Raw genomic sequence first — 11,565 nt, 5'->3', positions numbered from 1 at the left:
CCTGGACGCGTCGGTCCTTGCGAACGCACTCGCCGACGATGGCGAGGACGGCCGCCGAGCGCGCGAGGAACTCCTAACCCAGGAGCAGCTCGCGGCTCCGGACCTCATCGACGTAGAAACGGTCTCGGTGCTCCGGAAGCGACCCCGGGGCGAGAGTCCCGGAAGACGCCGAGTTGGTCGCCTGGAAGGTCGCCCGAGCCGCCGCCGCGCTGGCCCGTCAGAGTCTGATCGACGAGTTCTGCCTGGTCGTCGAGCCGGTGGCGATAGGCCGGGGCATGGCCCTCACCTCCGGCATCCCAGACGCTGTGCGTCTGGAGCTCATCGAGGTTCGGAGCTTCGGATGCGGGGTGGTTAGGGTCCGAGACCGGATTGATTGCACTGTGCCGACACTGTGACCGGCGCGAATGCCCGGGCGATCGCGCAATCCAACACGGCGCGGACCCTTATCCAGACTTACCGGCCGCTGATCGACGACGCGCCTGAGGGACGGCCGCAATCCCGTGTCTGCAGCCAAGCCGCTGACCCGACTGACTTGAGCAAATTGGGGCACGGCACTTGATGTCCTTGAGCTTCGCGATGACCGCCCTCGGAGGTCATAAGGAAGCGCCACTTTCCGCCAGCTTGTGGAACGGTGCGCGGGCCCGGAACGAACCGTCAGCAGAACTCGGCGCGGATCGTCGTGATGCCCTCGTGAGCGCCGGAGTGGAGGAAGTAGCCCGGGCCGGCCGAAGCGTTCGGGTTGCCGCTCGCCCCGAATGGCCCGCTGTCGTGATTCGTCGCAGCGACGATCGTGCCGCTGCAGCTCGCGTTGGCCGAGGGAGCTGCATTTGCAGTCGTCGGCAAGACGACCACCGCCGCGGGCAGCAGCAGCGTTGCCGTGAGCTCACAGATGAGCAGCCTTGTTCGTCGTGACATTCGCAGGTCTCCTTCATATTCAGGGTTTGGCGCTCGGCACTAATCCGAGCAAGCGCAATCTTCGCACTCAGGTTGCACGCACCGAACAAGACGCTGACCCGCAACCTCATCCCCTGCGAGGCCGTCGCATGAACGGTTCCGGCCGTTGGAGCGTTGGGTGGACGGCGGTGTCAGCGAGACGATCGACGCGCTCGACGACCCCTCGCGTTCGGCAAGACGCGGACCGTCGCGGACCGTCTAGCTCAGTGATCATGCTCGGGGTGAGCACCTCGGAACCGGTCACGACGAGAGGGTTGGCCGACGACGAGTAGCCGGCGTCAGCGACGAAGGTCCCGACTGGGCGATCGTGGCCTGCAACGGTGAGGTTCTTGGTAATCGCCTGCACGACGGGGCCATCCCCGAGCCGGCTGGGGCAACGATGCTTCAGGACAAGTCGAGGATCATTGCGATCTCCTCGCGGAGCTCCGGAGCTTGAGTGCCCCTGCTCAGCGGACTCCCGCGCTGCGAAATTGCACGCTGATTCGCCCTCCGACAGGCCGAGTGGTCTTCGGCACGCAGTGATCGAAGGTCCGCTGGCAGGAGCCGCCCATCACCAACAGGTCGCCGCTATCGAGAACAAGGCGCAGTGACCGACCGCCGCCGCGCGGCCTCACAAGGAACGGCCGCGTTGCGCCGAACGAGGTGATCGCTACGAGAACGTCCGCGGAGTTACCGCGCCCGAAACGGTCGCCGTGCCAGGCGACACTGTCATGCCCGTCGCGGTAGAGGCAAAGGCCTGCTGTCGAGACGTCGTCGCCCGGCGTACCGCGATAGTGCCCGCGCAGCGCCTCGCGCATCTCGAGCAACACGCCATCCGGCAACGGCTCGCCGGCGTCATAGAACGCGAGCAGACGCGGGACGTCGACCACCCGGTCGTACATCGGCCGCCGCTCAGCGCGCCAAGGCACCGCGTCGGCCAGGCGTGAGAACACGACATCGCCACCTTCGATCCAGCCGCGTCGGACATCGAGCCAAGCGCCGTCGCCGAGCTCGAGCCGCTCAAGACCAGACTCAAGGGCGCCGATCTGCACCTCAGAACCGAGACCAAGTAGCGAACCCTGGATCGCGACCACGAGTCCGAGCCTAGCGCTCGTGCGAACATCTGTTCGATCGAGAGGCAATAGCCGTCTTGGTGGAAGGCACGGCTTAAGGCCTCGAGACGATGGGAGCGAAACGGCCAGACGCGAGGCGTCGATGTACGAGCGCTCTGTGGCCGTTCTCGACGTGCAACGCAATCCGACCGATCGCGTACAGACGGGTGGCCGTGATCAAGCCGCTGCACCTGAAAGGACGTCATAACTCCAACACGGCGGGCGTCGCCCCGGTCCCGAGAATTGCGTCGACAGAGTGTGTGCGGACGCCCACGTGGAAGATGAGACGTGGCCGACGCCGCCAAATGAACCGGTGCCGGCGAGGTAGAGCCCGCTCGCGTCCGCGGCGAGCAGGGGTCGGACGAGCTTGGGAGCGGTCGTCTTCTACAGCGCGGCTCCCGATGAGTCCGAGATCCGCCACACCGCTGGCCCCGTCGGCGTGCTCCCTCGAAGAGCCGAACGACCCCGGGCCGCTGGCCACGATCGGATGCGTCGCGGTGTTCCGTTGAAACGACGCGAGGGGCGTCCCGACGGCGATCTCCTGCCTGCCGATCTGCTTGACGAGCCGCACACCCCTCGTGGACTGTTTGTCGTGACGAGGCTCAACCGTCCCGAAACGCGCCCGACCATCTGGAAGGCTGATCACCGTGCCTCCCGTCGGCCTTCGGCCGACGGTCCACGACACCCCGTAGCCGATCGCCCCGGCGACGACGGCGCAGGTCACGATCAATTTCGCTCGGCGAATCAGCACCGTGCCCATCTCGTCGCCGCCCCGCTGGACCCGCATAACCCGTCCGAAAACCCGACCTGCGAGCGCCCGACGAGTGCCCTAGAGCGGCGACGGCCGGTTGCCTCTGCTGAGTACGGTTGAAATTGGTGCTCGGTCGAAGATCTCGCGCGCGTCGGCGCTTTCGTCCCCGTCGGCGGACCCCGATGGCGCTGCTCGGCCCGACAGCGGTTGTGCTCGCCACGGTCGCGGCAGGGTGCGGGTCGCCCGCGGCGAAGCCGTACCTGTCCTCGAAGATCCTGACCGTTGACGACGAGACCCAGACCGTCCACCTCGACCTCGTCGCAGCCGAGACGGACGGTTCTAACGGCTTCAACTTCGACGGGTATGGCCACGGCGAGCTGCGCGTGTCGGTGCCAAAGGGCTGGACCGTCGACGTCACCTGCACCAACGCGTCGACTGCGTTCACCCACTCCTGCGCTGTCGTCGCCGGCGAGCTGGGTCGGATCGTTTCGCCGACCGGCGGCGCGGTTGCCTTTCATGGTGCGACGATTGCGGACGCGGTGAGCGGGTGCGGGTACGGCACGACGGAGACCTTCAGCTTCGTGGCGTCTGCCGTTGGCATCTACCGCATCGCGTGCCTCGTCGTGGGCCATGAGGCCGATGGGATGTGGGACTGGTTCGTCGTGACAGGTGGCGGGAGCCCGTCGGTGAGGACGAGCACGCACGCCCTCTCGCCCCGAGGCTGATCGGGGCCGTAGCCGCTGGATGGCGCGGACGGCGTCCCTGAATGCAGCTGGGTCACCGCGTGGGGGTCGCTGCCATCGGGTAGCGAACGGACCCTGTTCCGGCGGACGGGGTGGGCGCCGGCGGTGGGAGTCGTCCGCCCGCTACGGCCTCTTGCCAAAGGCGGCGATCATGATCGGTCCGAAGGCCGACCATCTCGGGTCGTCGAGGAGCTCGAGCATCGAGTCCATCTCCGCGTCGGTCACCTTGTCCGGCCCGACGAGCCGTGGGCGGACGTGCATGAGGGACAGTTTCAACCACCGAGCGCCCGGCGAGCCACCCTCCATGAGGTTGACCCGTCCGTCGTGCTGCACCTCGACGAGACCGGCCTCCCGCATCAGCTCCGGCAGGCGCCGGCCGAAGTAGTGGTCGATGCCGTTCTTCGCGAACTCCGCGAGGCGCACCGACTGGACGTGTTCGTGAAGGCTCGCGCCGAACTCGCTGACTGGCACCGCGCCGGCGTAGTCGACGTCCTCGACGACGAGCCAGCCACCCGGGCGGAGCGCACCGACGAGTTTCCGGAGCACCTCCTCGCGGGCCGGCAGGTGCTCGAGCAGAAGGCGCGCGTGGATGAGATCGAAGGGCTCGGGCTCGAGGTCGTCATCGACGATGTTGTGGATCCGCACCTCCATCCGGTCGGGCGGGGCTCCGCCTGCAAGGGGCGTCACGTCGATGTCGGTCGCGATCACCCGGCCGTCGCCTTCCGCCGCCTCGCTCAACCAGCGGGCGATCGATCCCCCGCCCGCACCCACCTCCAGCGAGGTGCCCTGCCGGTCGAAGGGGATCGAGCTGAGCACCCGCTTGCTGCCGTCGTCGAAGTACTCCTCGGCGGCGCGGATGCGGTCGTTCTGGGCACTTCCGAAGACATAGCTACTGGGGTCCGAAGACATCGTTTCCTCGCGTGGTCGGGTCCGTTGGCGTCGATGTTCGCCGCCGCCGGGTGCCGCCGCTGGCGGGTTTCGGTCGCGGCGTTCGTCGGGCCGCCCCTTTGCTGTGGCAATCTCGCAGCGGCGCGCCGCGCCCCCCGGCGCCGGTGATCGGGGCCAGGTCAGGAGCAGCGGTGGGCGACGACAGATCATCCGACGACGGGCAGGCGAGCGTGCTCCTCGTCCACGGCGGTAGCCATGACGGCTGGTGCTGGCACCTCGTGCAGGCCGAGCTCGCCTCGCTGGGTGTGGCTTCGGTTGCGCCCGACCTGCCCTTCACCACCGTCGCGGACGACGTCGCGACGGTCCGGGGCGCGATCGACGAGGCACCGGGGGAGGTCGTCCTCGTCGGTCACTCGCGCGGCGGGCGGGTGATCACGATGGCCGCCGCGGGGTCCGACAAGGTCCGCCGACTCGTCTACGTCGCCGCCCAGATGCTCCCCGAGGGGGCGACGCGAGCGCCGCACCACCGCCCGACACCGGCCGCGCTCTCCCTCGCGGAGATCGACGGCCTTCCGCCCCTCGAGGCCGCGCGCGACGCCTACTACCACGACTGCCCCGAAGACCTCGTGCGCGAGGCGGTCGCTCGCCTGCGGGTCGTCCCGGCGGGTGCGAAGGGAGCGGCGTCGAGCGCGCCCGCGGCGTGGCGGACGATCCCCTCGGCATACGTCGTCTGCACGGACGACCACATGATCCACCCCGACGACCAGCGGGACATGGCCCGCCAGGCGGGCGACGTGTTCGAGCTTCCCTCGTCGCACTCGCCGTTCTTCTCGCACCCCGCGGAGCTCGCCGAGATCATCGCCGCGTACGCACGTCGCTGACGTGGGGCGTAGCGGAGCGGGGCAGCGCGGCGGGTACCGTGACGCCATGCACAGGGTCGCGATCCCCGAGGAGGTGCTACAGCGTGTCGCCACCCGTGGACCGCGCCCGCAGATCCTCGACGATCTCGAACCGACGCGCACCGCCCACCTGGTCGTCGACCTGCAGCACGGCTACATGGAAGAGGGTGCGCCGCGCGAGTGCGCGATGGCGCGGGAGATCGTTCCCCAGGTGAACGCGATCAGCGCCGCGGTGCGCGACGCGGGTGGCGTCAACGTCTTCTTGCGCATGAACCTCGACACGGCGATGACCGCCAGCTGGCGGACCTACCTCGAGCGTCTCGGCGATGCCGCGGCGCGGGAGCGGACGATCGCGGCGTTCACCCCCGGCTCGCCCTACTTCGAGCTGTGGGACGGCCTCGACGTCGCCGAGAGCGACCAGGTCGTCGACAAGACACGGTTCAGTCCGTTCGTCACCGGCGCCTCGGCGCTCCCGGAGCTGTTGCAGCAGCGGGCGGTCGACACCGTGATCGTGTCGGGCACCGTGACGAACGTCTGCTGTGAGTCGACCGCCCGCGACGCGATGCAGCTCGGCTACCGGGTGCTGTTCGCAGCGGACGCGACGGCGACGCACTCGGACGCGGTGCACAACGCCACTCTCGCCAACCTGCTGCTCAGCTTCGCCGACGTGCAGAGCGCGGAGGAGATCGTCACCGCGCTCCGTCGGCCCTCGCGGGTGATCGCCCCGGCCGTCGCCGGCTGAAGTCCGAAGGCGCCGCACCGCGAACCTCGCGCGGGGCCGCTGCGGGTTGCTCCCTATCCTTCGAGCTGTGGACTACGAGGTCGTCGTCGAGATCCCGAAGGGGCAGCGGAACAAGTACGAGGTCGACCACGACTCCGGCCGCATCCGCCTCGACCGCACGCTCTTCACGGCGATGACCTATCCCGCCGACTACGGCTTCATCGAGGGCACCCTCGGCGAGGACGGTGACCCCCTCGACGCGCTCATCCTCCTCGAGGAGCCGACCTTCCCCGGCTGCCTCGTGCGCTCACGGGCGATCGCGCTCTTCGAGATGACCGACGAGAACGGACCGGACGCGAAGGTCATCGGCGTTCCCGTGGGGGACCCCCGCTACGACCACCTGCAGGACCTGGGCGACCTCCCGAGCTTCCAGGTCGACGCCATCCAGCACTTCTTCCAGGAGTACAAGGTCCTCGAGTCCGGGAAGGGCGTCGGCGACTTCTCCTGGTCGGACCGGGCGGCCGCCGAGCGGGAGATCGAGGCGGCGACCGCCCGCCGGAGCGCCGCGCCGCAGGGTTGACGCGCTGCTCAGGGAGCGGCGCCGAAGTCGACCTCGTCGGTCCCGACCGTTCCTGCGGTGCGTCCCGGCGCGGTCTGGTAGCTCCAGTAGAGGTTGGTGTGCGCGATGACCTGCTCGGGGGGCGGGGCGCCCCACTCCGACTGGTCCTCGGTCGTGTGGGCGTCGCTCACGAGGGTCGTGTCGTAGCCGCGCGCCAGCGCCCCGTGCAGCGTCGAGCGGATGCAGGCGTCGGTCTGCGCGCCGGCGACGACAAGCCGGCCGGCGCCGAGGCCAGCGAGCACCGACTCGAGCGTGGTGTCCTCGAAGGAGTCGCCGTAGCTCTTCTCGACGAGGGGCTCGCTCTCGAGCGGCGACAGCTCGGGGACGATCCGCCAGTCGTCCGAGCCGCGCACGATCTGCTCGTCGGAGTGCTGGACCCAGACGACCGGGACCTCTCCGCGTCGCGCCTTTTCGACCAGGCGGCCGACGTTCGCGACCACCGTGTCGCGGGCGACGGCCGCGGCGACGACGCAGTTCTGGAGGTCGACGACGAGGAGCGCGGTGTTCGGGCGGTTCTCGAGTGTGGTCATGGCCTCCTCCTCACGCTCGCCTGCCACCAACGGTAGGCGCCGATCCGGCGGAGCGGCGAGCGCCGCCCTCCCGAGGGGGGCGGCGCTCGCCGGCCGCGCGCTAGGTGGCGCTGAAGTAAGGGACGAGGACGGCGCCGTCCTTCAGGGTGTCGATGTAGACCTGCTTCGCCGCCACCGGGTCCGCGTACTGGTCGTTCTGGCCCTGGTTGAGGAGCTCGGTGCGCAGGCTCGACTGCTGGAAGGCCCACTTCGCCGCGGCGCGCAGCGCGTCGACCCTGGTGGCGTCGACCCCCGTCTGGGTGAAGATCGGCAGCACTGCCGCCATCTGGTCGATGAGCGCCACCGCGGCGTAGGCCGCGCGCTCCGAGCGGTTCTTCGCCGGGTACTGCTTCAAGAGGTCGGCCGTGGTCGGCACGTTCGCGATGAGGCGCCCGTAGGCCATGCCCTTCGGCGCCTTGGAGGTGGCGGCGATCACCTTCGCCGCGCCACCCTGGATCAGCGGGCCGCCGACGCCGAGGGTCACCCAGGCCAGCTGACCGTCGCCGCGCTGGAAGCCCGCCACCTGCTGGCCGGCGTTGGCGTAGCCGGTGAGCCAGTTCACCGGGGCGTGCAGGACGCCCATGATCGAGCGGGTGATCGTCGGACCGGTTCCGGTCGCCTGGGTGAGCGCCCGGTAGGGCGTGGTCGCGTTCTTCACCTGGGCGAAGGAGGTGATCCCCGAGGCGGGGGTCGCGAGGAGCACGAGCGGGCTCGGGCCGTAGGAGGCGATGTAGGCGACTCGGGCGGGGTTGAAGTTGATCCCGAGCGTGTGCGTCAGCACGTTCGCGGCGTCACCGACGGCGTTGATCTCGCCGATCGTGAGGCCGTTCGGCGCTGCCGCCTCGGCGAAGTTCTGCCCGGGGATCGTCGCTCCCGAGGAGATGTCCTCCACGTTCACCGTCGCGTGGAGGTAGCTCGAGAAGTAGGGAGCAAGGTCACGGGCGATGGTGTCGAACTCGCCGCCCGGGGCGCCGTCGGAGATGAAGCTGATCGTCTGTCCACGGTAGAAGGCGAGGCCGCGCTGCAGCGGCGTCTTCGCGCTCGCCGGCACGCTGCTCGCGGCGAGCGGCGCCGTGGCGGCAATTCCGAGTGCGGTGAGCGCTGCGAGCGCGCCGAGGCGCGGGCGGCTGAAAGTGCGGGCCATCGATCCCCCTGGGGCTGGAATAGGTCCGGCGAGTGTACTGTTTTTTGTGGACGGGCCAAGGATCGAGGAGCGGGTCGTGAGAGAGCTGCAGTCGTCAACGGACGGTTTCTCCTGGCGCCATCCCCTCGTCGAGCCGCTCGCCGCCGACGACCGCTTCCGGCACTTCGCGCTGCAGGCGATGGACCGCGGCGAGGGCAAGGTGGCGCGCTCGCCGCTCGTCCGCGGCGAGCGTCTCGCGGTCTACGTGCAGGCGTGCCAAGAGGGTCAGGGGGAGAACTTCCTCCACCAGCACGGGGACGAGGCGGCCTGGCTGGTCCTTGAAGGCGAGGCGGTGTTCTCGGGCGAGGACGGGCAGGAGATCGCCGTCGTGCGCGGCGGTGAAGGCATCGCCCTTCGGCCGGGGACCCCCTACCGCTACGAGTGCCGTGGTCCGATGACGGTGATGGTCCGCACGGCCGCTCGCCTCGACGACGCCGAGGCCCCCGCCGCGACCCGCGCCGCGACGGCCTTAGCTCCGACGGCCTGAGCCCCGCCCGGAGCAGAGGCTGGTGGTCAGGGGGTTTCCGCGGCCATCCAGTCGCGGAGGATCCCGGCGAACTCGTTCGGCCGCTCGAAGGGGGCGGGGTGGCCGGCGTCGTCCAGGACGGCGAGCGTCGCGTTGCGGCCGATCAGCTCTACGAGCTCCTCGCCGAGGGCCACGAACGGCGGCGCGAGCGCGCCGGCGACGACGAGCACCGGCATCTCGAGTTCGGCGAGGCGCCCGTGCCGGTCGGCGGGGCCGAGGCCGAGGTGGCGGTGGAACTGCGCGAGGCCGCGCGGCGTGTTCTCGAGGTTGGCGGCCCGCTCGATCGCCTCGCCCTCGGCGTCGAGGAAGAAGTCGGGGCGGCGCAGCCGCGCCTCGATCGACTCGCGGAAGTACGCGGTGGCGGCGGGCTCGGCTGCTTCCAGGCGCTCGATGATCGCTCGCTGCTCCTCGAGGCGACGCTGGCGCGTCGCCGGGTCGCCGACGCCCGCCACCGAGCCGATGACGACGAGGCGCTCGACGGCATCGGGGCTGGCGAGGGCGAGCTCGATCGCCCCCCGCCCGCCGACGAAGTAGCCGACGTAGGTCGCGCGCCCGACGGTCTCGCCGAGGAGCGCCCCGAGCTCGGGCACGTCGCGAACGGCGACCTCCGCGGAGCGGCCGTGGAAGGGGAGGTCGACGGCGAGCACCTCACAGGTCGTGGCGAGCTCCTCGCTCACCCGCCGCCAGGAGCGGGCGCTCTGGTTCGCGCCGTGCAGCAGCGCGACGCGCTCGCCGCTTCCGTGTCGCTCGTAGGCGAGTGCTGCCAAGGTCGTCCCCCCCCCGTCGTCGCCGACGAAGGTAGCAGCGCCGTGACGACCCCCGGCGGGGCCCGCGGCCTGGCGCTGGTGCGCCGTCAGGGCGTGCCCGCCGACCGGGCGGCGGCGAGCAGCGTGTCGGTGCGCGCGTCCGCCTCGCCCGCGAAGTGACGGTCGAGCACCCGCTGGAAACGCTCGCCGGCCGGCGCGGCGCGGAGGAAGAGGGTCATCGAAGAACGCAGCTTCAACGCGTCCACGGCACCGAAGATCGCCTCGATCGGCCGCTGCTCCGCCTCGACGATCGCGCCGCATTCGACTAGGCGCTTCCCGAGCAGCGGATGCTCCAGGTACGCCGCCGCCTCCTCGAGGGAGCCGATCGCGTAGTAGCGCGCCGTGTCGCTGTGGCCGAGGCCGACGAGCTGGGGGAAGACGAACCACATCCAGTGCGTCGACTTCCTTCCCCGGCGGAGCTCCGCCAGCGCGCGCGGGTAGCTGCCGTCGCGCTCCTGGGCTGCGGCGAAGCGCTCGAGGTCGAACGGCTCGTCGTGCCGGTCGCCGCGCGCGGGCCCCCTCACGCCGGCGCCGAGGAGGAGCGGCGCGGCCGGCGGATCCCGGCACACAGCAAGGCCTGCTCGCCGGTACGCGAGCGCCGGCCGGCCCGTGCCGCGAGCGCACCGGTGCTCGACGGCGCCCCGCTCGGGAGGGCGTCGATCCGGACCAGCACCCCCGCATCGTCGCGCTCGCGCACACGCCGCGCTCCGAGAGGATGGCGTTCCTTGGGCTGGCGGCCCGTCGGACGCCGTCCTCTACGACTTCGACGGCCGCGGCCTCTTCGCGGCGCTCGACGCCGAGCGCGGCCTCAGCTGGCGGGGCGTCGCCGACGAGATCTGGGAGCTGTCGGGCGAGCTGAACAGCCGCCGGCACGATCATCCCATCAGCCCGTCGACGCTCACGGGGATGGGCGAGCGGGGAACGACGAGCTGCCAGCACGCGCTTTCATGCTGCGGTGGCTCGGCCGCTCCCCCGAGAGCTTCCTCCTCCGGGGAACGGGTCGACGGCGGGGGGGGTTGCCGCCCGCCGGCCCCGACCGGCGCCTCCGGTGGAACCTCGCCCACCTCTACGAGGCGCTCGCCGGCCTGTGACGCGAGCGCGCTGACCTGGCCGCAGCTGGGGCTGCTCGGCTGCATGCCGAGACAGCTCACGGGCCTCCGCCGGGCGCGCATCGCCGCCTCGATGAACGTGGCGATGCGCATCGTGCAGGGGCTCGAGCGGCCGGCCGCCGACTTCGTCGACATGGCGGGGCGGTGACCGGCGCGTCAGCCGGCGAGGAAGCTGAACCGGACCTTGCGCAGCGGGTTGTCGCGGTTGCTGTCGACGAGGACGAGGCGCTGCCAGACGCCGAGGAGCGGTCGGCCGTCCTGCACGGGGATCGTCACCGAGGACCCGACCAGGCAGGGCAGCAGGTGATCGCGGCCGTGCCCCGGCGAGCCGTGCTGGTGTCGGTAGGGGCGGTCGGTCGGCAGCAGCCGGTCGATGGCGTCGGCGAGGTCGGCCTCGCTCCCCGAGCCCGTCTCCATCAGCGCGATCCCCGCGGTGGCGTGCGGCAGGAAGACGTTCACCAGGCCGTCGCCACGCCCGCTGCAGAAGCGGCCGAGCTCACAGGTCAGCTCCGTGACGAGCTCCGCGGCGCTCTCGACGGTGATCTCGATGGTCTCCATGCTTCTCTTCTAGGGTGAAATGCCTTCCCCAGACACCGACTTGGGCGCGCGCGTCGAGGCCGCGGTCCGGCAGGAACGGGTGAAGTTGTCGGTGGACTGAAGGGCTATGCAGCCTTCTCGATCAAGCTGACGTCGAAGCCGAGCGCCT

Annotated in this window: 16 protein-coding genes; 7 read left to right on the top strand and 9 right to left on the bottom strand. The window is 70.5% G+C overall.

The genetic code is table 11. The annotated features are described in order from the left end of the window. Positions 1-654 precede the first annotated feature (654 nt). Both VNF07_01900 and VNF07_01895 read right to left on the bottom strand, forming a co-directional pair. Positions 655-915, bottom strand: a complete 261-nt coding sequence (locus tag VNF07_01900; protein ID HVB04987.1) for a hypothetical protein — start codon at positions 913-915, stop codon at positions 655-657. A gap of 485 nt (positions 916-1,400) precedes the next feature. Further along, the gene (locus VNF07_01895) at positions 1,401-2,027 is read right to left on the bottom strand and encodes an alpha-ketoglutarate-dependent dioxygenase AlkB (protein ID HVB04986.1); all 627 of its coding nucleotides are present in this window, start codon (positions 2,025-2,027) and stop codon (positions 1,401-1,403) included. A gap of 951 nt (positions 2,028-2,978) precedes the next feature. Here VNF07_01895 and VNF07_01890 point away from each other — a divergent pair. Then, positions 2,979-3,521 (top strand): sulfocyanin-like copper-binding protein, encoded by a 543-nt coding sequence (locus VNF07_01890; GenBank protein ID HVB04985.1) that lies wholly within the window; start codon positions 2,979-2,981, stop codon positions 3,519-3,521. 141 nt (positions 3,522-3,662) lie between these two features. On the opposite strand, the gene VNF07_01885 is transcribed toward VNF07_01890, so the two are convergent. Next, the gene (locus VNF07_01885) at positions 3,663-4,448 is read right to left on the bottom strand and encodes a class I SAM-dependent methyltransferase (GenBank protein HVB04984.1); all 786 of its coding nucleotides are present in this window, start codon (positions 4,446-4,448) and stop codon (positions 3,663-3,665) included. Between the two features lie 170 nt (positions 4,449-4,618). Here VNF07_01885 and VNF07_01880 point away from each other — a divergent pair, with 170 nt between their 5' ends. The 3 genes from VNF07_01880 (at position 4,619) to VNF07_01870 (ending at position 6,627) form a co-directional block, all read left to right on the top strand. Beyond that, positions 4,619-5,308 carry an alpha/beta fold hydrolase gene (locus tag VNF07_01880; protein ID HVB04983.1) on the top strand — a complete coding sequence of 230 codons (690 nt, stop codon included), beginning with the start codon at positions 4,619-4,621 and terminating at the stop codon, positions 5,306-5,308. Between the two features lie 46 nt (positions 5,309-5,354). Continuing rightward, entirely contained in the window at positions 5,355-6,068 is a 714-nt protein-coding gene (locus VNF07_01875; protein HVB04982.1) for a cysteine hydrolase, read from the top strand. 67 nt (positions 6,069-6,135) lie between these two features. Next, a complete protein-coding gene (locus VNF07_01870; GenBank protein HVB04981.1) occupies positions 6,136-6,627 on the top strand; it encodes an inorganic diphosphatase in 492 nt (163 codons plus the stop codon). Between the two features lie 8 nt (positions 6,628-6,635). On the opposite strand, the gene VNF07_01865 is transcribed toward VNF07_01870, so the two are convergent. Both VNF07_01865 and VNF07_01860 read right to left on the bottom strand, forming a co-directional pair. Then, positions 6,636-7,196: an isochorismatase family protein gene (locus VNF07_01865; protein HVB04980.1), complete on the bottom strand. Its 561-nt coding sequence runs from the start codon at positions 7,194-7,196 to the stop codon at positions 6,636-6,638. A gap of 100 nt (positions 7,197-7,296) precedes the next feature. Next, the gene (locus tag VNF07_01860) at positions 7,297-8,379 is read right to left on the bottom strand and encodes a hypothetical protein (protein ID HVB04979.1); all 1,083 of its coding nucleotides are present in this window, start codon (positions 8,377-8,379) and stop codon (positions 7,297-7,299) included. A 76-nt stretch (positions 8,380-8,455) separates the two neighbouring features. Here VNF07_01860 and VNF07_01855 point away from each other — a divergent pair, with 76 nt between their 5' ends. Beyond that, a complete protein-coding gene (locus VNF07_01855) occupies positions 8,456-8,905 on the top strand; it encodes a cupin domain-containing protein (protein ID HVB04978.1) in 450 nt (149 codons plus the stop codon). Positions 8,906-8,931: 26 nt separating this feature from the next. On the opposite strand, the gene VNF07_01850 is transcribed toward VNF07_01855, so the two are convergent. The 3 genes from VNF07_01850 to VNF07_01840 form a co-directional block, all read right to left on the bottom strand. After that, positions 8,932-9,711: an alpha/beta fold hydrolase gene (locus tag VNF07_01850; protein HVB04977.1), complete on the bottom strand. Its 780-nt coding sequence runs from the start codon at positions 9,709-9,711 to the stop codon at positions 8,932-8,934. Positions 9,712-9,797: 86 nt separating this feature from the next. After that, entirely contained in the window at positions 9,798-10,274 is a 477-nt protein-coding gene (locus VNF07_01845; GenBank protein ID HVB04976.1) for a DUF1810 domain-containing protein, read from the bottom strand. Next, positions 10,271-10,423 (bottom strand): hypothetical protein, encoded by a 153-nt coding sequence (locus VNF07_01840; GenBank protein ID HVB04975.1) that lies wholly within the window; start codon positions 10,421-10,423, stop codon positions 10,271-10,273. Before VNF07_01840 ends, VNF07_01845 begins: the two co-directional genes overlap by 4 nt. 274 nt (positions 10,424-10,697) lie before the next feature. On the opposite strand from VNF07_01840, the gene VNF07_01835 reads away from it, so the two are divergent. Continuing rightward, positions 10,698-10,841 carry a hypothetical protein gene (locus tag VNF07_01835; protein ID HVB04974.1) on the top strand — a complete coding sequence of 48 codons (144 nt, stop codon included), beginning with the start codon at positions 10,698-10,700 and terminating at the stop codon, positions 10,839-10,841. A 43-nt stretch (positions 10,842-10,884) separates the two neighbouring features. Further along, positions 10,885-11,007: a hypothetical protein gene (locus VNF07_01830; protein HVB04973.1), complete on the top strand. Its 123-nt coding sequence runs from the start codon at positions 10,885-10,887 to the stop codon at positions 11,005-11,007. An 8-nt stretch (positions 11,008-11,015) separates the two neighbouring features. Here the strand turns inward: VNF07_01830 and VNF07_01825 are convergent, their stop codons facing one another. After that, entirely contained in the window at positions 11,016-11,417 is a 402-nt protein-coding gene (locus VNF07_01825) for a YjbQ family protein (GenBank protein ID HVB04972.1), read from the bottom strand. Positions 11,418-11,565: the final 148 nt, after the last annotated feature.

This window comes from Acidimicrobiales bacterium (assembly GCA_035533595.1).
Taxonomy (GTDB): Bacteria; Actinomycetota; Acidimicrobiia; order Acidimicrobiales; family Bog-793; genus DATLTN01.
Note: the sequence above shows the minus strand (reverse complement) of the source record. Positions and strands in the feature narration are given on the sequence as shown.

Bases quoted from the DNA above. Each gene is read 5' to 3' on its own strand.
- VNF07_01860 (HVB04979.1), bottom strand. From the start codon at position 8,379: ATGGCCCGCACTTTCAGCCGCCCGCGCCTCGGCGCGCTCGCAGCGCTC.
- VNF07_01900 (HVB04987.1), bottom strand. From the start codon at position 915: ATGTCACGACGAACAAGGCTGCTCATCTGTGAGCTCACGGCAACGCTG.
- VNF07_01830 (HVB04973.1), top strand. From the start codon at position 10,885: ATGCCGAGACAGCTCACGGGCCTCCGCCGGGCGCGCATCGCCGCCTCG.
- VNF07_01885 (HVB04984.1), bottom strand. From the start codon at position 4,448: ATGTCTTCGGACCCCAGTAGCTATGTCTTCGGAAGTGCCCAGAACGAC.
- VNF07_01875 (HVB04982.1), top strand. From the start codon at position 5,355: ATGCACAGGGTCGCGATCCCCGAGGAGGTGCTACAGCGTGTCGCCACC.
- VNF07_01825 (HVB04972.1), bottom strand. From the start codon at position 11,417: ATGGAGACCATCGAGATCACCGTCGAGAGCGCCGCGGAGCTCGTCACG.
- VNF07_01835 (HVB04974.1), top strand. From the start codon at position 10,698: ATGCTGCGGTGGCTCGGCCGCTCCCCCGAGAGCTTCCTCCTCCGGGGA.
- VNF07_01890 (HVB04985.1), top strand. From the start codon at position 2,979: ATGGCGCTGCTCGGCCCGACAGCGGTTGTGCTCGCCACGGTCGCGGCA.
- VNF07_01865 (HVB04980.1), bottom strand. From the start codon at position 7,196: ATGACCACACTCGAGAACCGCCCGAACACCGCGCTCCTCGTCGTCGAC.